Source organism: Ornithinimicrobium carbonis, from assembly GCF_977012275.1.
In genome coordinates, this window is sequence record NZ_OZ348993.1 from 631,389 (window position 1) to 652,983 (window position 21,595).

20 protein-coding genes are annotated in these 21,595 nt (G+C 75.0%); 8 read left to right on the top strand and 12 right to left on the bottom strand.

Annotated elements, in window-relative coordinates:
- Nucleotides 1-106: 106 nt before the first annotated feature.
- The 3 genes from ACWHYA_RS02950 to crtI all read left to right on the top strand — a co-directional run bounded on the left by ACWHYA_RS02950 (nt 107) and on the right by crtI (nt 3,043).
- Nucleotides 107-451 (top strand): hypothetical protein, encoded by a 345-nt coding sequence (locus ACWHYA_RS02950; protein ID WP_425939063.1) that lies wholly within the window; start codon nt 107-109, stop codon nt 449-451.
- A gap of 61 nt (nt 452-512) precedes the next feature.
- Nucleotides 513-1,361: a phytoene/squalene synthase family protein gene (locus ACWHYA_RS02955; protein WP_425939061.1), complete on the top strand. Its 849-nt coding sequence runs from the start codon at nt 513-515 to the stop codon at nt 1,359-1,361.
- A complete protein-coding gene (gene crtI / locus ACWHYA_RS02960) occupies nt 1,358-3,043 on the top strand; it encodes a phytoene desaturase family protein (RefSeq protein WP_425939059.1) in 1,686 nt (561 codons plus the stop codon). Before ACWHYA_RS02955 ends, crtI begins: the two co-directional genes overlap by 4 nt.
- Before the next feature lies 1 nt (nt 3,044).
- Here the strand turns inward: crtI and topA are convergent, their stop codons facing one another.
- Nucleotides 3,045-5,840 (bottom strand): type I DNA topoisomerase, encoded by a 2,796-nt coding sequence (topA, locus tag ACWHYA_RS02965; RefSeq protein WP_425939058.1) that lies wholly within the window; start codon nt 5,838-5,840, stop codon nt 3,045-3,047.
- 108 nt (nt 5,841-5,948) lie between these two features.
- On the opposite strand from topA, the gene ACWHYA_RS02970 reads away from it, so the two are divergent.
- Entirely contained in the window at nt 5,949-6,701 is a 753-nt protein-coding gene (locus tag ACWHYA_RS02970; RefSeq protein WP_425939057.1) for a hypothetical protein, read from the top strand.
- Nucleotides 6,702-6,729: 28 nt separating this feature from the next.
- On the opposite strand, the gene ACWHYA_RS02975 is transcribed toward ACWHYA_RS02970, so the two are convergent.
- Complete coding sequence (locus ACWHYA_RS02975) at nt 6,730-8,250, bottom strand: DUF7059 domain-containing protein (RefSeq protein ID WP_425939055.1); 1,521 nt, start codon at nt 8,248-8,250, stop codon at nt 6,730-6,732.
- Between the two features lie 79 nt (nt 8,251-8,329).
- Nucleotides 8,330-10,657 carry a sodium-translocating pyrophosphatase gene (locus tag ACWHYA_RS02980; protein ID WP_425939053.1) on the bottom strand — a complete coding sequence of 776 codons (2,328 nt, stop codon included), beginning with the start codon at nt 10,655-10,657 and terminating at the stop codon, nt 8,330-8,332.
- A 155-nt stretch (nt 10,658-10,812) separates the two neighbouring features.
- Between ACWHYA_RS02980 and ACWHYA_RS02985 the strand changes: the two genes are divergently transcribed.
- On the top strand, nt 10,813-13,167 hold the full coding sequence (locus ACWHYA_RS02985) for a DEAD/DEAH box helicase (protein ID WP_425939051.1): 2,355 nt from the start codon (nt 10,813-10,815) through the stop codon (nt 13,165-13,167).
- Between the two features lie 240 nt (nt 13,168-13,407).
- Nucleotides 13,408-13,830, top strand: a complete 423-nt coding sequence (locus tag ACWHYA_RS02990) for a hypothetical protein (protein ID WP_425939049.1) — start codon at nt 13,408-13,410, stop codon at nt 13,828-13,830.
- On the opposite strand, the gene ACWHYA_RS02995 is transcribed toward ACWHYA_RS02990, so the two are convergent.
- The 7 genes from ACWHYA_RS02995 to ACWHYA_RS03025 all read right to left on the bottom strand — a co-directional run bounded on the left by ACWHYA_RS02995 (nt 13,780) and on the right by ACWHYA_RS03025 (nt 18,548).
- Nucleotides 13,780-14,220, bottom strand: coding sequence for an Rv3654c family TadE-like protein (locus ACWHYA_RS02995; protein ID WP_425939047.1), 441 nt, complete (start codon nt 14,218-14,220; stop codon nt 13,780-13,782). The two genes, ACWHYA_RS02990 and ACWHYA_RS02995, sit on opposite strands and share 51 nt — an antisense overlap.
- A 20-nt stretch (nt 14,221-14,240) precedes the next feature.
- On the bottom strand, nt 14,241-14,570 hold the full coding sequence (locus ACWHYA_RS03000; RefSeq protein WP_425939045.1) for a TadE family type IV pilus minor pilin: 330 nt from the start codon (nt 14,568-14,570) through the stop codon (nt 14,241-14,243).
- Between the two features lie 32 nt (nt 14,571-14,602).
- Nucleotides 14,603-14,806, bottom strand: a complete 204-nt coding sequence (locus ACWHYA_RS03005; RefSeq protein WP_425939043.1) for a DUF4244 domain-containing protein — start codon at nt 14,804-14,806, stop codon at nt 14,603-14,605.
- Between the two features lie 70 nt (nt 14,807-14,876).
- A complete protein-coding gene (locus ACWHYA_RS03010) occupies nt 14,877-15,323 on the bottom strand; it encodes a type II secretion system F family protein (RefSeq protein ID WP_425939041.1) in 447 nt (148 codons plus the stop codon).
- A gap of 143 nt (nt 15,324-15,466) precedes the next feature.
- Nucleotides 15,467-16,246, bottom strand: coding sequence for a type II secretion system F family protein (locus tag ACWHYA_RS03015; RefSeq protein WP_425939039.1), 780 nt, complete (start codon nt 16,244-16,246; stop codon nt 15,467-15,469).
- Nucleotides 16,243-17,307: a TadA family conjugal transfer-associated ATPase gene (locus ACWHYA_RS03020; protein ID WP_425939037.1), complete on the bottom strand. Its 1,065-nt coding sequence runs from the start codon at nt 17,305-17,307 to the stop codon at nt 16,243-16,245. Before ACWHYA_RS03020 ends, ACWHYA_RS03015 begins: the two co-directional genes overlap by 4 nt.
- 374 nt (nt 17,308-17,681) lie before the next feature.
- The gene (locus ACWHYA_RS03025; protein ID WP_425939035.1) at nt 17,682-18,548 is read right to left on the bottom strand and encodes a Fic family protein; all 867 of its coding nucleotides are present in this window, start codon (nt 18,546-18,548) and stop codon (nt 17,682-17,684) included.
- Between the two features lie 300 nt (nt 18,549-18,848).
- On the opposite strand from ACWHYA_RS03025, the gene ACWHYA_RS03030 reads away from it, so the two are divergent.
- A complete protein-coding gene (locus tag ACWHYA_RS03030) occupies nt 18,849-19,343 on the top strand; it encodes a phage holin family protein (protein ID WP_425939033.1) in 495 nt (164 codons plus the stop codon).
- A gap of 79 nt (nt 19,344-19,422) precedes the next feature.
- Here ACWHYA_RS03030 and ACWHYA_RS03035 read toward each other — a convergent pair whose 3' ends face one another.
- The gene (locus ACWHYA_RS03035; protein WP_425939031.1) at nt 19,423-20,079 is read right to left on the bottom strand and encodes an NUDIX hydrolase; all 657 of its coding nucleotides are present in this window, start codon (nt 20,077-20,079) and stop codon (nt 19,423-19,425) included.
- Nucleotides 20,076-20,759, bottom strand: coding sequence for an endonuclease III (gene nth, locus ACWHYA_RS03040; protein ID WP_425940002.1), 684 nt, complete (start codon nt 20,757-20,759; stop codon nt 20,076-20,078). The genes ACWHYA_RS03035 and nth overlap by 4 nt, the downstream gene beginning before the upstream one ends.
- A 151-nt stretch (nt 20,760-20,910) precedes the next feature.
- Between nth and ACWHYA_RS03045 the strand changes: the two genes are divergently transcribed.
- Entirely contained in the window at nt 20,911-21,588 is a 678-nt protein-coding gene (locus ACWHYA_RS03045) for a Crp/Fnr family transcriptional regulator (protein ID WP_425939029.1), read from the top strand.
- Nucleotides 21,589-21,595 lie beyond the last annotated feature (7 nt).

Sequence of the window (21,595 nt, forward strand, 5' to 3'; positions counted from 1 at the left end):
GACACGGCAAAGTGGCCTGCGCGCACGCCGCCGACCGACGACGATCGTCCACAGGGGCAGCACGCCCCGGGGCCGAGACGCCCCACCGACGACCCGGGGAGGACGGATGACCCGACCGCACGACGCGGCCGAGCTGCTGTGCTCGGTGCTGGCCCGGCCGCGCTACCGCCGACGCTGGCTGCGCCACGTCCGACGCATGGCGCCCACCGCCTCGGTCCACCACGCGGCGGTGGCCGAGGTGATCGTGCGCCACCTGGTGGCGACCGGCGAGCTGGCGGAGGGTTCCGCGCGCTCGGCGCGCACCTACAAGGACCTCGTCGGCCGGGCCCTCACCGGGCGGACGTTCAGCTGCACCACCCTCCAGCTCTTCGTCGACGCCTTCGAGATCGAGGACGAGCTGGCCGAGGCCCTGTGGGACGCACTCCTCGGCGAGCGGGCGCGCTCAGGGTGAACCCGGCTCCGGGCCGGACCCGGTGCGGCCCCACCGGCGTGGGGCAGGTAGGTTCGTGGCCGTGAGAGCTCGCGCCGCCGGCCGCTACGACGACGTCGCCCGGGCCAGCGCGGCCGTCGTCATCGAGCGCTATTCCACCTCCTTCGGCTGGGCCACCCGCCTGCTCGCCGAGCCCGTCCGCACCCACGTCCGGTGCATCTACGCGCTGGTGCGGGTCGCCGACGAGCTCGTGGACGACGTCGACCTGGCCTGGGGGACCGAGCAGCGGGCGGCGCTGCTGGACGCCATGGAGGAGGACACCCGGCGCGCCCTGGAGATCGGTGGCAGCCCCAACCTCGTCGTGCACGCCTTCGCCCGGACCGCCGCCCAGCACGGGATCGGCTGGGAGCTGGTCGGTCCGTTCTTCGACTCGATGCGCGCCGACCTCGACGTCGCCGTGCACGACCCCGCCTCGTTCGAGACCTACGTCTACGGGTCCGCCGAGGTCGTGGGGCTGATGTGCCTGCGGGTCTTCGTCGGGGGCGACCAGGCCCGCTACGACCGGCTCACCCCGGGGGCGCGGGCCCTCGGCGCTGCCTTCCAGAAGCTGAACTTCCTGCGCGACCTGGCCGACGACCACGGGGCGCGCGGCCGGGACTACTTCCCCGGGGTGGACCCCGCCCGGCTCACCGACGAGCGCAGGGACGAGCTGCTCGACGACATCGACGCCGACCTGGCGACCGCGGCCGCGGTCATCCCCGAGCTGCCCCCGAGCAGCCGCCGCGCGGTGCAGGCGGCCCACGACCTGTTCGCGGCCCTGTCCGTCCGGCTGCGCCGCACCCCCGGGGCCGAGATCGCCACCCGTCGGGTCCGGGTCCCCGACCCGGTCAAGGCCGTGGTCCTGGCCCGCTGCCTGGTGGGACGCCGATGAGCCGGGTGGTCGTGGTCGGCGGGGGCATCGCGGGCCTGGCGTGCGCCGCGCTGCTCGCGGCCGACGGGCACGACGTGGAGCTGCTGGAGCAGCGCCCCGCCGTGGGGGGCCGCGCCGGGTCGTGGGCCCGCGACGGCTACCGGTTCGACACCGGGCCGTCCTGGTACCTGATGCCCGAGGTCTTCGACCACTTCTTCGCGATGATGGGCACCAGCACCTCCGAGCAGCTGGACCTGCACCGGCTCGATCCGGCCTACCGGGTCTTCTTCGAGGGCCACGACGAGCCGCTCGAGGTGGCCGCCTCCACGGAGGCCAACGTGGCCACCTTCGAGCGCATCGAGCCCGGCGCGGGCCAGGCGCTGCGCGACTACCTGGTCTCGGCCGCCGACGCCTACGACATCGCCCTGCGCCGCTTCCTCTACACCAGCTTCACCCGGCCCCTCGCCCTGGCCTCCCCCGACGTGCTCCGCCGCCTCCCGCGGCTCGGGCCGCTGCTGACCAGGTCCCTGGAGTCCTTCGTCGGCGCGCGCTTCCAGGACCGGCGGCTGCGCCAGGTGCTGGGCTACCCGGCGGTCTTCCTGGGCTCCTCGCCCGACCGCACCCCCAGCCTCTACCACCTCATGAGCGCCCTCGACCTGACCGGCGGGGTGATGTACCCCCAGGGTGGTTTCACCCGGCTCGTCGAGGCGGTGCACGACCAGGCGGTCGCCCGGGGCGTGCGGGTGCGCACCGGTGCCCGCGCCGTGGCCGTCGGGACGGCGCCCACGGGAGGGCCAGGCATCGACGAGGGCGGCCCGGACGGACCTGCTGCGGCCGGGAGCGGGGAGGGGCTCACGGGCCGCGGCGCCCGCCTGCGCCGGACCCTGGTCGACCGGTTGCCCGCCGGGCTGCGCGGGCGGCGGGCCCGGGTCACCGGTGTGCGCTGGGTCGACGCGGAGGGGGTGGAGCACACCTCCCCCGCCGACGTCGTCGTCGCTGCCGCCGACCTGCACCACGTGGAGACGCAGCTGCTGCCCGAGCACCTGCGCACCTACCCCCAGTCCTACTGGGACCGGCGCACCAGCGGACCCGGCGCTGTGCTCGTCCTGCTCGGCGTGCGGGGCGAGCTGCCCCAGCTGCCCCACCACAGCCTGTTCTTCACCGAGGACTGGCAGGAGAACTTCGGCCGGATCCGGGCGGGTCAGGTGCCCGACCCGGCCTCCTCCTACGTGTGCCGGCCGTCGGCGACGGACCCCGACGTGGCCCCGCCCGGCCGGGAGAACCTCTTCGTGCTCGTGCCCATGCCCGCCGACCCGGGCCTGGGCCACGGTGGCGTCGACGGGCAGGGTGCCCCGGCCGTGGAGCGGGTGGCGGACGCCGCCATCGCCCAAATCGCCGAGAGGGCCGGGATCCCCGACCTGCCGGAGCGGGTGGAGCTGCGGCGCACCATCGGACCGGCCGACTTCGAGGCCGACCTGTCCGCCTGGCGCGGCGGGATGCTGGGCCCGGCCCACACGCTCGCCCAGAGCGCGATGTTCCGCTCCGGGAACGTCTCCCGGCACGTGGACGGACTGCTCTACGCCGGGTCGAGCACCATCCCCGGCATCGGCCTGCCGATGTGCCTGATCAGCGCCGAGCTCGTCGCCAAGCGGCTGCGCGGCGACCACTCGACCGCGCCCCTGCCCGAGCCGGGAGCCGGCTGACCTACCCGGTCGTCTTCTTCGCGGTCGTCCGGGGTGCGGTGGTCGTCGCCGCGGTCTTCTTCGCCGTCGTCTTCTGGGCGGCCGTCTTCTTCGTCGTGGACTTCTTGGCAGCCGTCTTCCTGGCGGGGGCCTTCTTCGCCGCCCGCTTGCGGGTGGTGGGCCCCTTGGCCCGCTTCTCCTCGAGCAGCTCGAACCCGCGCTCGGGGGTGATCTCCTCGGGCTCGTCCCCCTTGCGCAGGGTCGCGTTCGTCTCGCCGTCGGTCACGTAGGGGCCGAAGCGGCCCTCCTTGACCACGACCGCACGCCCGGACACCGGGTCGTCGCCGAGCTCCTTCAGCGGCGGCTTCGCGGCCGCCCGACCCCGCTGCTTGGGCTGGGCGTAGATCGCCAGTGCCTCCTCGAGGGTGATGTCGAAGATCTGCTGCTCGCTCGTCAACGACCGGCTGTCGGTCCCCTTCTTCAGGTAGGGGCCGTAGCGGCCGTTCTGGGCGGTGATCTCCTCCCCGCTCTCCGGGTCGGCGCCCACGACGCGCGGCAGCGACATCAGGCGCAGTGCCGTCTCCAGGTCGATCGTGGCCAGGTCCATGTCCGCGAAGAGGGACCCGGTGCGCGGCCTGACCTTCTTGGCACCGCGCTTGGGCGCCTCCTCGGTCTCCGGCAGCACCTCGGTGACGTAGGGCCCGTAGCGTCCCGCCCGGGCCACGACCTCGTGGCCGGTGGCGGGGTCGGTGCCCAGCACCCGGCCGTCGTCGGCCGCGGCGGCCAGCAGCTCCTGGGCCTTCTCCCCCGTCATCTCGTCGGGGGCGATGTCGTCCGGGACCGTCGCCCGGCGGGGCTGCCCGTCCTCGTCGGCGACCTCCACGTAGGGCCCGTAGCGGCCCACCCGCACGACGGTGCCGTCGCCGATCTCCACCGCCGAGACCGCCCGGGCGTCGATGTCGCCCAGGTCCTGGACCAGGTCGCGCAGCCCCTCGGTGGAGGTCGCCTCGTCCCCGAAGTAGAACCGCTGCAGCCAGGCCACCCGCTGCTCGTCCCCGCGGGCGATCGCGTCCAGCCCCTCCTCCATCGAGGCGGTGAAGTCGTAGTCGACCAGCCGCGGGAAGTGCCGCTCGAGCAGCTGGGTCACGGCGAACGCGAGCCAGGTGGGGATGAGCGCCGACCCGCGGGTGCGCACGTAGCCCCGGTCCTGGATGGTGCCGACGGTCGCGGCGTAGGTCGAGGGGCGGCCGATCCCCCGCTCCTCCAGCGCCTTGACGAGCGTGGCCTCGGTGTAGCGCGCGGGCGGGCTGGTCTGGTGCCCCTGCGCCTCGGCCCGCAGCGTCTCCAGCGGCACGCCCTCGGAGAGCTTGGGCAGCCGGTGGCCCATCGCCCCGTCCTCGCCGTACCGGCTCTCGTCGCGCCCCTCCTCGTATGCCGCGAGGAATCCGCGGAAGGTGATGACGGTGCCGGACGCGGCATACCCCGCCCTCCTGTATGCCGTGCGCGCGCCGCCCTCGGCGGTGCTCGCCGTGCCCTCCGGCAGGGTCGCGGCCAGCCGCACGCTGGCGGTCGAGCCCTTGGCGTCGGCCATCTGCGAGGCGACGGTGCGCTTCCAGATCAGCTCGTAGAGGGCGTACTCCTGGCCGCGCAGCTCGCCGGCGACCTGGGCCGGGGTGCGGAAGGTGTCGCCCGCGGGGCGGATCGCCTCGTGCGCCTCCTGGGCGTTCTTGGCCTTCTTGCCGTAGGTCCGGGGAGCCTCGGGCACGTAGTCGGCGCCGTACATGTCCCGGGCCTGCTGACGGGCGGCGCTGATCGCCGAGCCCGACAACGTGGTCGAGTCGGTGCGCATGTAGGTGATGTAGCCGTTCTCGTACAGCCGCTGCGCGGTGCGCATCGTGGACTGGCTGTTGAGCCGGAGCTTGCGCGAGGCCTCCTGCTGCAGCGTGGAGGTGGTGAACGGCGCCGAGGGCCGGCGGGTGTAGGGCTTCTCCGAGACCTCGGTGACCGCGACCCGCGCCTCGCGGGTGCCGTCGGCGACCGCCTGGGCGGCGCCGGCGTTCAGCTGCACCGCCCCCTTGGTGCGCAGGGTGCCGTCGTCGGCGAAGTCGCGGCCGGTGGCGACCCGGGAGCCGTCGACCTCCACGAGCCGGGCGGTGAACGCCTGGCCGTCGTTGCCGCCGGGGGCGAACTCGCCCTCCACGTCCCAGTAGGAGGCGGTGCGGAAGGCCATCCGCTCACGCTCGCGCTCGACGACGATCCGGGTGGCGACCGACTGGACCCGGCCGGCCGAGAGGCCCTGCTTGACCTTGCGCCACAGGACCGGTGAGACCTCGTAGCCGTAGAGCCGGTCGAGCACGCGGCGCGTCTCCTGGGCGTCGACGAGGTCGGTGTCCAGCTCGCGGGTGTCGTGCACCGCGCGCTGGATGGCCTCCCGGGTGATCTCGTGGAACACCATGCGGCGGACCGGGACCTTGGGCTTGAGCACCTCGAGCAGGTGCCAGGCGATGGCCTCGCCCTCGCGGTCCTCGTCCGTGGCCAGGTAGAGCTCGTCGGCGTCCTTGAGCGCACGGCGCAGCTCGGTGACCTTCTTCTTCTTGTCGGCGTCGACGACGTAGTAGGGCTCGAAGCCGCCGTCGACGTCGATGGCGAACCGGCCGAAGGGTCCCTTCTTCATCTCCGGGGGCAGCTCGGAGGGGTTGGGCAGGTCGCGGATGTGCCCGACGCTCGCGTCGACGGTGAACTCCTTGCCCAGGAACTCGCCGATCTTCTTCGCCTTGGCCGGCGACTCGACGATCACCAGCTTGTGTCCTGCTGCCACGGTTGCTCCTCACCCACGGCCCGTGTGCCGCGGATTCGTCGCGGCTCCGACACGGGACCTCGGGCGTCACCGTAGCCGATCGTCGGGCGGCCGCTACGCTGCTGCCTCATGACGGTGCACCACGACGCAGGTATGCGGTCCCCCGCCCGGTCCCGCCGCTGGACGGCCCTGGGGCTGGCCGGGCTGGTACTGCTGGCCGGCTGCAGCGTGGAGGACGGGGACGGGAACGGCGACGCGTCGGAGGGGACCGCGGGCGTCCAGGACGGTGGTGGCGGGGGGGACGAGGCCGCCGGCACGGCCGGGGAGGGATCGGGCGAGGGGTCGGACGAGGGGTCGGGCGGGACCGCCGGACCGCCCACCGAGCCCGCCGACATCGCCCCGGTGGTGGCCGGCCGGTCGGCGGCCGGTGGCGACGGTGCGGTGACGGTGGAGGGGGACCACGCCGGGTTCGTGCTGCCGTCGGGCAACATCGCCTGCTCGGTCACCGCGTCCTCGGCCGTGTGCCAGGTCGTCGACAAGGACTACACCCCCAGCGGCGACCACCTGGCCTCCACGCTCGTGGGCGAATGCGCCGTGGAGGAGGCCGACGCCATCATGCTGTCGGCGGAGCGGGGCGCGTGGACCTGCCTGCCCGAGCCGCTGGTGGGCCAGGCCACGGTCGACGCCGGGGGCTGGTGGGCGGAGGAGGCCGGCGGGGACACCACGGACGTCGACGGGGCCACCGTGGCGGTGCTGCCCTACGGGTCCTCGCTCACGCTGGGCCCGGTCACCTGCTCCAGCGCCGAGGACGGCGTGCGCTGCGACAGCGACGAGATCGGCAAGAGCTTCCTGCTCTCGAACACGACCTACCAGTACGACTGAGGGGGTCCGGCCCCGCTCCCGGACGGGCTCAGCGCAGCAGGCCGTCCTTGACCAGGTCGCGCAGCAGCGGCAGCACCTCGTCCACGACGACCGGGGTGGCGACCTCCGTGAGCACCGCCAGCCCGGCGCACAGCTGCCGGGCGGTCAGGTCGCCGTCGCAGGCCCCCACGAACCCCGCCCCCAGGGTCGTCAGCCGCACGGTGCGGCGCAGGCCACCGCCCTGCCGCAGCTGGATCACCTGGGGGTCGGGGGCACCGGGGCGGCCGACCCGCTCCTCGGTGACGTCGTCGGCGACCTGCCAGGCCACGTCCAGCAGCGCGTCGTCGTCGTGCTCGGCCAGCCAGGTGCGGGCGCGCAGGCCGGCGAGGACGGCCGGCCCCATCGGGCCCGCCACGGGGTGACGCACGTCGACCAGGTCGCGCCAGGGCCCGCGCCCGGTGGCCGGCCGCTGCAGGGTGACCACGCCGAAGCCCACCCGCTCCACGCCCCGGGCCGCGAAGTCGTCCAGCCAGGCCCCGTAGAGGCGGTCGAACCCGTCCGTGCCGGGACGGGAACCGCCGTCGCGGACCCAGGTCTCGGCATACCCCTCGGCGTCCTGCACCTCCCGCTGCACCACCCACGCGTCCAGGCCCGTCCCCTCGAGCCAGCCGGACACGTGGTCGGTCCAGTCCTCCCCGGGCCCGAGCTCCCAGTTGGCCAGCAGCTGGGCGGTGCCGCCGGGACGCAGGTGCCGGCCGATGCCACCGACCATGTCGGCGACCAGGCGGTCGCCGGACAGCCCGCCGTCGCGGTACCCGTAGCGGGGCACGCCCTCCTGCCGCGGCGTGATGACGAAGGGCGGGTTGGACACGACGAGGTCGAAGGCCTCCTCCCCGAGGGGCTCGAGCATCGACCCCTCCCGGAGCTCGAGGGAGACGTCGTTGAGGGCAGCCGTGAACCTGGCCATCTGCAGCGCCCGGGCCGAGACGTCGGTCGCGACCACCGACCGGGCGTGGCCGGACAGGTGCAGCGCCTGCACGCCGCACCCGGTGCCCAGGTCGAGCGCCCGGTCGACGGGCGGACGGGGCGTCCAGGAGGCCAGCGTGGTCGAGGCCCCGCCGACCCCGAGGACGTGGGAGGTGGGCAGCGGTCCCCCCACCAGCAGCTCGGACAGGTCCGAGACCACCCACCAGGTGCGCCGGCCGTCGCCGTAGGGACGCAGGTCGACGGCGGCGGTGAGCGGCGGGCCACCGCGGGTCGGCGCGGTGCCCGGGGCCCGGACCCCGCTGGTCACGAGGCCCAGGGCCCGCAGGCCCGCGGCCCCGGTCCGGGGCACGGCGAGGTCGAGCAGGGCGGCCGGCAGCGCCTCGCCCAGGACGAAGAACCGGACCAGCAGGGCGGCCGGCTCGTCGCGGCCGGCGAGCGACCGGCGGGCGGGGAGCAGCTGGTCCCGGTGCAGGGCCGCGCCGGCGGCCGGACCCAGGAGGTCGGCGAGCGCGTCCACGGCATACCCGGCGTCCTCGAGGTCCGCCCGCAGGTCGTGGATCCGGGTCGGATCGGCGGTGAGCACGTCGGACACTGTGCCACGCCGACGAGAGGGCGGCACCCCCACCGTGGGGGTGCCGCCCTCGTCCGTCCGGGAGCGGGGGTCAGTCGCGGGACGCGACCCCGGCCTCCACGGGCGCCTCACCGATGGCGATGTCCCGACGCTTGGAGACCACGACCGCGCCCACGATCACCGCGGTCGCGACCAGCGCGATGGCCCAGCGCACGAGGTCGTTGGCCCCGTCGCCGTAGGTCAGGCCGACGATCGCCGGGGCGATGAGCAGGGCGACGAGGTTCATCACCTTCAGCAGGGGGTTGATGGCCGGGCCGGCGGTGTCCTTGAAGGGGTCCCCGACCGTGTCGCCGATGACGGTGGCCTCGTGGGCCGCGCTGCCCTTGCCGCCGTAGTGGCCGTCCTCGACGATCTTCTTGGCGTTGTCCCAGGCGCCGCCGGAGTTGGCCAGGAAGACGGCCATGAGCACGCCCGTGACGATGGCCCCGGCGAGATAGCCGGCGAGGGCGCCGACGCCCAGTCCGAAGCCCACGGCGATCGGGGCGAAGACCGCCAGCAGCCCCGGCGTGGCCAGCTCGCGGAGCGAGTCCCGGGTGCAGATGTCCACGACCCGGGCGTAGTCCGGCTTCTCGGAGTAGTCCATGATGCCGGGCTGCTCGCGGAACTGGCGGCGCACCTCGAAGACGATCGCGCCCGCCGCGCGGGTGACCGCGTTGATGGCCAGGCCGGAGAAGAGGAACACGACCGCGCCGCCGAGGATCATGCCGACGAGCGCCCGCGGGTCGAAGACGAGGAACTGGTCCCACATCCCCGCGCCCTCGGTGTCCCCGGCGTCGGCGACAGCGCTGATGATGGCGTTGAGGTAGGAGCCGAACAGCGCAGTCGCCGCGAGCACGGCGGTGGTGATGGCGATGCCCTTGGTGATCGCCTTGGTGGTGTTGCCGACGGCGTCGAGCTCGGTGAGGATCTGCGCACCCTCGCCGTCGACGTCGCCGGACATCTCGGCGATGCCCTGGGCGTTGTCGGAGACCGGGCCGAAGGTGTCCATCGCGACGATCACGCCGACGGTGGTCAGCAGTCCGCAGCCGGCGAGCGCGACGAAGAACAGCGACAGCATGAGCGAGCCGCCGCCCAGGGTGAAGATCGCGAAGATGGCGATGGCGATGGTGACGGCGGTGTAGACGGCCGACTCCAGCCCCACGCCGATGCCCGAGAGGACCACGGTCGCCGGCCCGGTGAGCGAGGTGCGGGCGACGTCGTTGGTCGGCTTGGACTCGGTTCCGGTGAAGTGGCCGGTCAGCCACAGGATGAACGCGGCCAGGACTATCCCGATGACGACCGCCACGGCCGCGCCGAGCGCGGGGTTGACGTCGACCACGCCGTCCATGCCGCCGAACGGCTGGCCCTGGGCGGCGACGCCCAGCTCCGCGGAGTCGGTGGGCAGGAAGACGAACGCGGCCACGACCGAGGCGACGGCGGCGATGCCGGCGGAGATGTAGAAGCTGCGGTTGATGGAGCGCAGGGCGTTGACGCCCGGGGTGGCCTTGGTGATGTAGACCCCCAGGATGGCCGTGAGGACCCCGATGGCGGGGATGATCAGGGGGAAGGTCAGGCCGCCCTCGTTGCCGAGCGCGGCCGTGCCGAGGATGAGCGCGGCGACGAGCGTGACGGCGTAGGACTCGAACAGGTCCGCGGCCATGCCGGCGCAGTCGCCGACGTTGTCCCCCACGTTGTCGGCGATGGTCGCGGCGTTGCGGGGGTCGTCCTCGGGGATGCCGGCCTCGACCTTGCCCACCAGGTCGGCGCCGACGTCGGCGGCCTTGGTGAAGATGCCGCCGCCCACCCGCATGAACATCGCGAGCAGCGCCGCGCCGAAGCCGAAGCCCTCGAGGACCACGGGGGCGTCGCCCCCGTAGAGGAGCACCACCAGGGCCGCACCGAACAGGCCGAGGCCGACGGTGGCCATGCCCACCGTGCCACCGGTGCGGAACGCGATCCGCATGCCCTCGTCGCGGCTGCCGTGCCGCGCCGCCTCGGCGACGCGCATGTTGGCGGCCGTGGCCAGGTTCATGCCCAGGTAGCCGATGGCCGCGGAGAACCCGGCGCCGAAGATGAAGGCCACCGACCGTCCGACGAGGACGGAGGTGTCCTCGGCGGGCAGTGCCATCAGCAGGAAGAACGCCACGACGGCGAAGATGCCGAGGGTCTTGAACTGCCGCTGCAGGTAGGCCGAGGCCCCCTCCTGGACGGCTCCGCCGATCTCCTGCATCGAGGCGGTCCCGGGGGAGGCGGCCAGCACCTCGCGCCGGAACATGAATCCGAACACGAGCGCGACGACGGCGATGCTGAGCACGACGATCACGATCGAGGTGTCGGTGCCCGAGAGCGTCACCTCGGTCACGGCACGGACTGGGGTCATGGAACAGCCTCCTGGAGCTGGCCCGCAGCGCTGCGGGTCGACGGCGCGGGGGAGTCTCCCCCCACGGGTGTTGGTGGTCACTGTAGTGACCGGGTCCAGCCCCGTTCGTCCGGGGCCGGGGTGTGTCAGCCCGTCGTCGTACCGTGGGCGGCGTCATGGACCAGCACGCCGACCCGCAGCACCCCGACCCGCAGCACCCCGACCCGCAGCACCTCGATCCGCGCGCCGTCCTGGCGCACCTGGCCCGGGGGACGCGTGCCGGGCGGCTCGTCCACGTCCGCACGGTCCCCGCGCGGGAGGCCCGCACCGTACCGTGGCCCACCTGGGTGGCGCCGCCCGTCACCGCGGCCGTGCAGGGTGCGGGCATCGGCGAGCTGTGGGAGCACCAGGCCCGGGTGGCCGAGCTGGCCAGGGCGGGCGAGCACGTTGTCGTGGCCACCGGCACCGCCTCGGGCAAGTCGCTGGGCTACCTGCTCCCCGTCCTCACGGCCGTGGTCGAGGGGGCGGACGCCGCGAGCGGCCGGGGAGCCACGGCCCTGTACCTCTCCCCCACCAAGGCCCTCGGCGCCGACCAGGCCGCTCGGCTGCACGCCCTCGCGGTGCCCGGGGTGCGGGTCGCCACCCTGGACGGGGACACCCCTCCGGAGGAGCGGCGCTGGGTCCGCGAGCACGCGCACTACGTCCTGACCAACCCCGACCTGCTGCACCACACGCTGCTGCCGGGCCACGAGCGGTGGCGGGCGTTCCTGCGGGCCCTGCGCTACGTGGTCGTCGACGAGTGCCACGTCTACCGCGGGGTCTTCGGTGCCCACGTCTCGGCGGTGCTGCGTCGGCTCCTGCGGGTGGCCGCGCGGTACGGCGCCCGTCCGACGCTGGTGCTGGCCTCGGCCACCGTCGCCGAGCCGCAGGCCCTGGCCCGGGCGCTCACCGGCCAGGAGGTGCGGGCCGTGACCGAGGACGGCTCCCCCCGGCAGGAGGCCGTGCTGGCCCTGTGGCAGCCCCCCGAGCTGGAGGACGGTCGTCGGCGCAGCACCCTGGCCGAGACCGCGGGGCTGCTCGCGGACCTGGTCGACGTGGGGGTGCAGACGGTCGCCTTCGCCCGGTCCCGGCAGGGTGTGGAGGTGGTCGCGGGCCGCGCCCGGGACGAGCTGGCCGACGGCGGGGAGCGCCGTCCCGGGCTCGTCGCGGCCTACCGGGGCGGCTACCTCCCTGAGGAGCGCCGGGCGCTGGAGTCGGCCCTGCGCGAGCGCAGGGTGCTGGGGCTGGCGGCCACGAGCGCCCTCGAGCTGGGGATCGACGTGGCCGGCCTGGACGCCGTCGTCATGGCCGGGTGGCCCGGGACCCGGGCCTCCTTCTGGCAGCAGGCCGGCCGGGCGGGCCGCCGGGGATCGCCGTCGTTGGCGGTCCTGGTCGCCGCGGACGACCCGCTCGACAGCTACCTGCTGGCCCATCCCGAGCTCGTCGTCGATGCTCCCGTCGAGGCCTGCGTCCTGGATCCGGAGAACCCCTACGTGCTGGCTCCCCACCTGGCCGCCGCTGCTGCCGAGCTTCCGCTGACGCGCGAGGACGTGCGGTGGTTCGGTCCCACCGTCCCCGACCTGGCCGAGCAGCTCGTCGCCGCCGGTCTGCTGCGTCGGCGCCCGACCGGGTGGTACTGGGCCCGGTCCGACCGGCCGGGCGACCACCTGCAGCTGCGCGACGCCGGCCAGCCCGTGCAGATCGTCGACACCGCGACCGGTCGCGTCCTGGGCACGGTGGACGAGGACCGCGCCCTCACCACCGTGCACGCGGGCGCGGTCTACGTCCACCAGGGCGGCGTCCACGTCGTCACCGACCTGGACCTGGAGTCCGGCGTCGCGCTCGTCGTGACCGGGGACCCCGGCTGGACGACCCGTCCGCGCACGGAGGGCGACTTCAGGGTGCGCGTCGTGCAGGAGGAGCAGGTGTGGGGCGCCGCCACGGTGAGCACCGGCACCGTGGAGGTCACCCACCGGGTCGTGTCGTTCCAGCGCGTGCTGCCCGACGGGACCGTGCTGGGCACCCACCCGCTCGACCTGCCGGAGCGCTCCATGACCACCCAGGCCGTCTGGTGGGCGCTGCCCGAGGAGGAGCTGGCCCTGGCCGGCGTGGCTCAGGAGGACGTCCCCGGCGCGCTGCACGCCGCCGAGCACGCCAGCATCGGCATGCTGCCGCTGGTGGCGACGTGCGACCGCCGGGACGTCGGCGGCCTGTCCACCGCGCACCATCCGGACACCGGGCGTCCCACCGTCATGGTCTACGACGGGCGACCCGGGGGTGCTGGCTTCGCCCGGCGCGGCTACCGCGAGATGTCCACGTGGCTGACCGCCACCCACGACCTGGTCGAGGGGTGCGGCTGCGCCACCGGGTGCCCCGCCTGCGTCCAGTCACCGAGCTGCGGAAGCGGCAACGACCCGCTGGACCGGACCGCGGCGGCCGCGGTGATCTCGCACCTGCTCTCCGAACGGGCCGTCGCCGTCCCCGCCGGCTGAGGGTCCCGCCGGCTGAGGGTCCCGCCTGGCTCACGGGCCCGCCGGCTGACGACCCGCCGGGCGACAGCCCCGGGGGTCGACGGCATCTGCGGCAGAGGCCTCCGGAGGCGGATCCGGCCACGTCAGGACGGGCGGAGCGGGTCGCCCCGCCTCGCCGGTCGTCGCCCCGTCCGATAGCCTCGACAGACACCCGACGACCGGCCTCGGGCCGGCGCCGACCCGTCCAGGAAAGGCTTCGCGATGCTCATCATCGGCTTGCTCCTCATCCTCGTCGCCGCCGCGGTCGTCGCCTACATGCTCCTGGCCACGGCGGGGGCGGCCGCCGTCAGCATCGACTACGGCGTGCTCAACCTGGAGATTCCCCCGCTCTGGATCTACCTGGCCGGGCTTGCGACCCTGGCGGTCGCCGCCCTGGGGTTCTGGATGGTCGGCACCGGCGCGCGTGCCAAGGCCCGGCGGTCCCGCGAGGTGCGGGAGCTGCGCAAGCAGGCCAAGGAGGCCGACCGTCGGGCCGTCCGCACCGACGACGCGTCTTCCCTGGACCGCAGGGCACCGCGCCCGGGGACGACGGGGACGACGGGGACGGGCACGGCCCGGGGCCCCGGCACCACGTCAGGGCCGGCGTCCTCCCAGGACCGCAGCCGGCTCGACCTGGACCGCTGAGCGATCGGGCACCACTCCGGCCGAAGCCCTGCGCTCCACGGTCCACCGGCCTCCCGCCGTCGTCCGGCTGACGACCACCTGCACCCGTGGGAGACCGGCGGCGTCGGTCCCGGCCCGGCAGCGGTCGAGCTCGGCCCCGTTGCGCCGGGCCACCCGCCCCGCGAGCCCGCAGGCCTCCCCCTCGGACGTGCCCGCGAGCACCTCCCCGACCGCCGCCAGGGCCGCCAGGTCGGCTGCCGTCCTCGCCCGCTGACCCGTCACGGCCACCGAGGCGACCAGGGCTCCCGCGAGCAGCAGGGTCGCGAGCACGCCCACCAGCCCGACCCCCAGGACGGTCCCCGCGCCGCGGTCCGCGGCGCGCGGCAGCCGGACGCGGATGGGACGGGACACCGCCAGTACCCCGTCGACGGTCACGGGCGGGCCCCCGGCTCCCACCGGGCCACGGCCCTGGCGCGCGCGGGCGGCAGCAGTCCCAGCCACGAGGCCCGGGCCGGCGCCTCGACGGTCACCACGACCTCCTCCCCGCCGGAGGAGACGCCCAGCAGGGACCCCTCGGGGGTGAGCTCCTCCACGATGCGCCCGACGGCGGCCGCGGACTCACCGCTGGACGCAGCGCGCGCCGCGGCGCGCGCTGCGTCCTCGACCCTGACCTGGTCCACGGCCAGCGTCATCGCGGTGAGGCACAGCGCGAGCACCAGCACGACAGCAGGAAGAGCCACGGCCAGCTCGGCCGTGCTCATCCCCCGGTCGTGGACCCGGCGCCCGCGCCGGGTCACAGCGACACCGACAGCGCGGTGGTGATGACCGTGGTGACCAGGCCCTCGACGGCGCCCGACTTGACCACGGCCAGCAGCAGGGCCGCGAACGCGCACGCGGCGATGGTGCCCACCGCGTACTCGGCCGTGGACATCCCCGACTCCCTCCCCCTCCTGAGCTCCCGCACCGCGGTCGCCAGGGTGATCGTGCTCTTTCTCATGGTTCCCCTCCTTCGTGGGTGCGTCCCCGGGTGGGACGCACGTCTGTGGCGGTGGCGCGCAGAGCAGCGCCTACCAGGTCAGGTCCCGGGTCAGTGCGAGCACGACCGGGACGACGGTGATGAGCACGAACGCGGGCAGGTAGGCCAGACCGAGCGGGACCACGAGCCGGACGCCCAGGCGGGCAGCCCCGACCTCGACGTCGGCCACGGCCTCCCTGCGCAGGTCCCGCGCCGCCCCCACCAGCGCCTCCCCGGGCGCCACCCCTGCGGCCTGGGCCAGCCGCAGGCTGCGGGCGCCGGGTGTCCAGCAGGCGTCCACGAACCCCCACGCCTCGTCGGGGTCCTCCCCCCGGTGCAGGGCGGTGGCGACGTCCTGCAGCTCCCGACCGGGCGGCCCGGGGATCACGGCTCCGACCGTCCGGAGCGCCTGGGCCACGGAGCCACCACCCTGCAGGGCCAGGGCGATGAGCTCGAGCGCCTCGGCGACGAGGACCGGACCACGCGTGGGGGTCGCCATCCTTCGCGCACCGCCCGGGTGCCAGGTGCGCCGCCCCCCGGAACGTCCGGGCTCCGTCCGGGCCGGTGTCCACGTCCGCCCGGACGGCCAGCAGAGCACGGCGGCGAGGACGAGGACCGCAGCGGCCCAGCCCGACCCCGGCGTCACGCGACCCGCCCCACCACGCGGGCGACCATGCGCCCCACCAGCAGGTGCCCGCCCACGAGCAGGACGACCCCGGTCACCGCCGCGCCGGCCCCGAGGGGGTGGGCGTACAGCTCGCGCGGGCCGATCCCCAGCAGCGCGGCCATCCCCAGACCGGCCACCGGCAGCAGGGCCAGGACCCGGGCCGTGGCCCTCGCCCCGGCGGTGGCCACCTCCACCGCCCGGTGCAGGCGCCGACGTTCCCGGGCCGCCTCGGCGCTGGTGCGCACGGCCGCGGCCAGCGGCGCGCCGGTCGCGCCGGCGACCGTCCAGGCCCTGGCCACCGCCGCGACGGTGGGGCTGCCGGTCCGGCGCGCCACGCGCGCCCAGACCGGTGCCAGCGGCTGGCCCTCGTCAGCGGTTCGCCGCAGCTCGTCCCAGGCCCGGGCGCTCCCACCTCGTGGTTGGGCGGGCCCCAGCGCCAGGTGCACGGCGCGACCGGTCGGCAGCCCCGCCTCCAGGGCGGCCGCCAGCCCGTCCAGCAGCAGCACCTCCTCGGCCCCGGCCCGTCCCCGCGCCACCGCCGGCACCCGCTCCAGCCCCCGCCGGACCACGGAGCGCACCCGGGACCGCGACCGCTCGTCCCGGGGGCCCCGGACGTTCCGGGGACCCCTGTCGTCGGCGGCCCCGCCCGGTTCCTGCGGGTCCGGTCGCACGAGGACGGCGGAGGCGGCCACCAGCATGGCGAGGACGACGGGCAGGCCGGGTGCCGTTCCGAGCAACGTCGCACCGCCGGTCATGAGGACCACCCCGTCCCTCCCAGGAGCTCCTCCAGCGCGACGCGTCCCGCTCCCCGGCTCCACCCGTCGCCTCCACGGGTGAGCGCAGGGACGCTGGCGACCGGCTGGCCCGGCCGCGGCCGGGAGAGCACCGCGACCTGCTGCAGGTGTCGGGCGCCGTCCGCGCGTCGGGCGACGTGCAGGACCACGTCGATGGCGCTGGTCAGCTGGGCGTGGACGGCCTCCCGGCTCATCCCGGCCAGTGCACCGAGCGCCTCCATCCGGACGACGGCGTCACCCGCCGTGTTGGCGTGCAGGGTTCCACCACCCCCCTCGTGACCGGTGTTCAGCGCCCCCAGCAGCTCCCGCACCTCGGCCCCCCGCACCTCGCCGACGACCAGCCGGTCAGGTCTCATCCGCAGGCTCTGGCGCACGAGCGTGGTGAGGGTGACGCCCCCGCGACCCTCCACGTTGTTCGTCCGGCCCTGCAGGTGGACGACGTGCGGGTGGTCCACCTGGAGCTCGCGCACGTCCTCCACGACGACGATCCGTTCGGTGGCCGGCACCTCTGCCAGCATCGCCGCCAGGAGGGTGGTCTTGCCCGACCCGGTCCCGCCCGTGACGACGAACGAGCGACGGGCGGCGACCACCGCCCGCACCACGCCCAGCCCGTGGTCGTCCAGCGCCCCCCAGGCCCGCAGCTGCCCGAGGTCCGGAGCCAGCCGACGCGCGACCCGCAGGCTGACGTGGGCCGCGCCGTCCACCAGGGGTGGCAGCAACGCGTGCAGCCGGATGCCACCCGGGAGCAGACCGTCGACCCACGGGCTGGACTCGTCGAGCCGCTGCCCGGCGAGGCCCGCCAGGCGGACCGCCAGGCGGCGCACGCTGCGGTCGTCGTGGAGCACCACCGTGGACCGTTCCACCCCTGCACCACGGTCGACCCACACCCCGCTGTCCCCGTTCACGAGGACGTCCGTCACCCCGCGGTCCTCCACCAGGGCGGCCAACGGTCCCAGCGCTGCCACCACGGCAGGCGGTGTGCGGGCGACGTCGACGGAGCCGTCGGGAGGAGGTGCGTCCATGCGCCCCACCCTGGGCGGTCCACCAGGACCGGCCAAGGGCGCGGGGATGGGGTGTGGAGAGCGCCAGCGAGCACCCACCGGATGTGGACCGGACGGCATGCCGGCGACGCGCAGACGGTCGGGGCACCGCGACAGGAACGGGATCTGCCCACCGACGGCAACGGTCGGGTCACCCGGGGCCACGCGGGCTCCCGACGCACGAGAGGACGGCCCGGCGGGGGAAAGGGGACGGCCCCGGCGGGGGGGCCGGGGCCGTCGACGTCCAAGGTCAGGGGGGGATGACCTTGAACGCCCGCGCTACGACTCTTGCGAGGAGCGCTGTTCCTTCAGTATGCACCGCTGATCGGTCGGGATGCAACTACGGGACCGGTGGATCAGACCAGCCGTCCGGCCAGCACCGCGTCGGCGATCCGCGTCCCCTCCGCCGAGGCCCGTCGGACGGCCTCGGCGCTGTGCAGGAGCCACAGGCGGACACCGTCCGGACCGCCGCCGGCGTAGGCCCCGAGCGCTCCGCGGTAGTCCGTCCCCGCCCGGTCGGCGTGGCCCACCTCGGGGACCGCGACCCCGGTGGGGTCCAGGCCACCGACCCGCAGCATGCACCGCTCCAGCGCGCGGGCCACCACGCCGTTTCCGGCCACGAACGGCCGCACCGTCACGATCTCGGCGTGCACGACCGCGGCGGCGACGAGCGTGGGGGCCCCACCACCGACCACCGAGGCGACGACCTGGTGGACGGCCGAGAGCCGCTCCTGCACCTCGACCGGTCCGGGCGGCGGCCCGAGCTCGGTCCACTCGCGGCACTCCTCCCCCGACGTCCGGGGTCGCCCCACCTGGTCCATCGGCAGCAGGTCGCCGGTCGCCGCGGCGTGCAGCGCCGCCAGCACCTGGGCAGGGGACCGCAGCTGACCGGCGCCCACGTGCTCGGTCGCGGCGGTCGCGCGCACGACCCCCGCCAGCACGCGCCATACCGGGTCGTCCGCCCGCTCCTGAAGGTCGACGCCGCCGCGGACCATGTCCCGCACCACCTGGGAGCTGAGGGTGGAGCCCGCGGGCTCGGCCCCCTCGAGCATCGCGCTGGCCGTGGCGCCCCGGACCCGGGACTCCGCGGCCGCCTCGGGGATGCGGCGCCGCAGCGCCTGGTGCCAGCGCAGCCTGGTGCAGGCCTCCCGGGCCTCCTCGACACCCTCGCCCACCCCCGGCAGGTCGGAGAGCTGACGGAGGGCGGAGAGCGGGGCGGGCACGGGTCCACTCTAGGAGGCCCGCCCCAGGGGGCCCTCGGCCGCACGGGCCGACCTCCTTGCCAAATCGTGACCTGGGACCTCTGGTGAGGGCCCACCCCCTGTGGCATCGTGCTCGGTATCGACGCGGAGCCGCCCACGGGCCGGCCCACCGGCTGTCACGGGACCGGGGTCGACACGGTGCCTGCCCGGCACGTACAGGGGGTGCTGGGCGGGCACCGTCCCGCGTCCGGGGGCCGCCCGCGGGGCCGCGCGGGCGGCCCGGACCTGCACGTGCCCCGGTCAGGCGTTAGCATCCAAGCCATGGCCACTCCTGTTGACCCCGGCAAGCAGCCCTACACCGGCACGACCGGTGAGCGCACCATCGGACAGCTCGTCAGCGACGTCTCCACCGACCTGTCGCAGATCATGCGGGGCGAGATCGAGCTCGCGAAGGCTGAGATCAAGCAGGACGTCTCCCACGCGGGCAAGGGTGCGGGGATGTTCGCGGGGGCCGGTGTGCTCGCCCTCTACGGGCTGGGGCTGCTCCTGCTCGGACTCGCCGGCGTCATCGCCATCTGGCTCTCGTGGTGGGCCGGCCTGCTCATCGTCGCGGCGGTGCTCTTCCTGGTCGCCGGCATCCTCGCCCTCATCGGCAAGAAGCAGATCACCCAGGTCAAGGGCAAGCCGGAGAAGGCGATCACCCAGGCCCAGCGCACCGTGGAGACCCTCAAGACGGCCCCGGCTCAGCTCAAGGGTCCGCCGACGACGGGCGGCGCCCCCGTCCCGGCGAGCACGAGCACGACGACCTCCGTCTGACCCTCCGAGCCTCCTCGGCCGCGTCCTCGGCCGGCACTCCTGCCCGGCCGTCACGCCCCTCCCGTCCCGTCCCGACGGTTCAGGCAGGCAGGTCCCGCACCAGGCCGGTGTCCCAGGGTCCGGATACGCCGGCCAGGTCGAGGACGCGGTCGAGGATCCCGGCGGTGAACCCCCACACCAGCAGGCCCTCCACGTCCCAGGCCGGACCGACGAAGCCGCTGGGATGACGGACCAGGAAGCGTCGGGCCGGGTCCACCAGCTCCCCGACCGTGGGCTGCACCACCCGCGCCACCTCCCGCGGGTCCTTGGCCCACAACGATCCGGGGTCCGGCGACCGCCACCACCCCAGCACCGGTGTCACGTCGAAGCCGCTGACCGGGATGTGCAGCGTCGGCAGCTCGGCGAGGACCTCGACGCCGTCCCGGTCCAGGTCGATCTCCTCCCATGCCTCCCGCAGCGCGGTGTCGGTGGGGTGACGGTCCCCGGGCTCGGTGGCCCCGCCGGGGAAGGCCGGCTGGCCCGCGTGGCTGCGCATGCTGTGCGCCCGTTCGGTGATGACCACGCGGGACTCCTCGGGGTCACCACCGGCCGTGTCCGGTCCGAAGAGCACCAGGACGGCGGAGTGCCGACGCCCACCCTCGGGCGGGGGCAGGAAGCGGCTGAAACGGTCCCCGTCCAGGCCCGGGACCGAGCCGGCGAAGGCCCGCAACCACTCCGGCACGGGGTATGCCGTCACGCCCGCGCCTCGGTCCGCACCAGTCGAGCGGCGGCCGCGGGGTCGGTCTCCCCCACCCCGGAGGACGGGCACAGCGACGCCACCGGGCAGGCCCCGCAGGCCGGTCGCCGGGCGTGGCAGGTGCGCCGCCCGTGGAAGATGAGCACGTGCGACAGGTGCGTCAGGTCCCGGCGCGGGAAGAGGCCGCCGACGGCGTGCTCGACCGCCACCGGGTCGGTCTCCTCCGTCCACCCGAGCCGACGGACCAGCCGACCCACGTGCGTGTCCACGGTGAGGCCGGGCACGCCGAAGGCGTCCCCGAGCACGACGTTGGCCGTCTTGCGTCCCACCCCGGGCAGGGTGACCAGGTCCCCGAGCCGTCCGGGCACCCTGCCGTCGAAGCGCTCCACGAGCGCGGCCCCCAGCTTCAGCAGGCTCTCCGTCTTGGCCCGGAAGAAGCCCGTCGGCTGGATGATCGCCTCCACGTCGGCGCGCTCCGCCACGGCGAGCGCGAACGCGTCGGGGTAGCGGCCGAACAGCGTCGGGGTGACCCCGTTGACACGACGGTCGGTCGTCTGAGCCGACAGCACCGTCGCCACCAGCAGCTGGAAGGGGTCGGCGAAGTCCAGCTCGCACCGGGCGTCGGGGTAGTGCGCGGCCAGGACGCGGTAGGTGCGCCGGGCCCGGCGGGTCAGCGCCAGGGAGGACTCGCCGGTGGAGGTGCCCCGCTCGGCGGAGGTGGTCCGGTCACCGGCGGTGGGGGTCTTCGCGCTGCTCACGCTCCCAGCGTAGACGTGACGCGCGACACACCCGCTCACCCGTGACGAGCACCGGTGGTGGCAGTATGTGCACGTGGACCGGCAGATCGTGATGAAGGCGCCCCTGTTCTCGGCCCTCGACGACGAGGCCGCGCGACGGCTCGCCGACTCGATGACCCCCCACCAGCTGGCCCGGGGCGAGGTCGTCTTCCATGAGGGCGACCCCGGGGACTCCCTCTACGTGGTCATCAGCGGCAAGGTGAAGCTGTCGCGCACCTCGGGCGACGGACGGGAGAGCCTGCTCCAGGTGCTCGGCCCGGGCGAGATGTTCGGCGAGCTGAGCCTGTTCGACCCCGGCCCGCGCCTGTCGACCGCCTACGTGGTCTCCACGGCCGACTTCATCTCCCTGGGCAACGACGCGCTTCGGCTGTTCCTGGCGGACCACCCCGAGGTCGCGATGCAGATGCTCGCCGGGCTGGCCCACCGCCTGCGCCGGACCAACGAGGGCATCTCGGACCTGGTCTTCACCGACGTGCCCGGGCGGGTGGCCAAGGCGCTGCTCGACCTGGCCGAGCGCTTCGGCCGTCGCGGCGAGCACGGCCTGCTCGTCGCCCACGAGCTGACCCAGGAGGAGCTGGCCCAGCTCGTCGGAGCGAGCCGGGAGACGGTCAACAAGGCCCTGGCGGACTTCGCCCACCGGGGGTGGATCAGCCTGGGCGCCAAGTCCGTGACCCTCCTCGACGTGGACCGGCTGCGCCGCCGCGCGCGCTGAGGCGCCG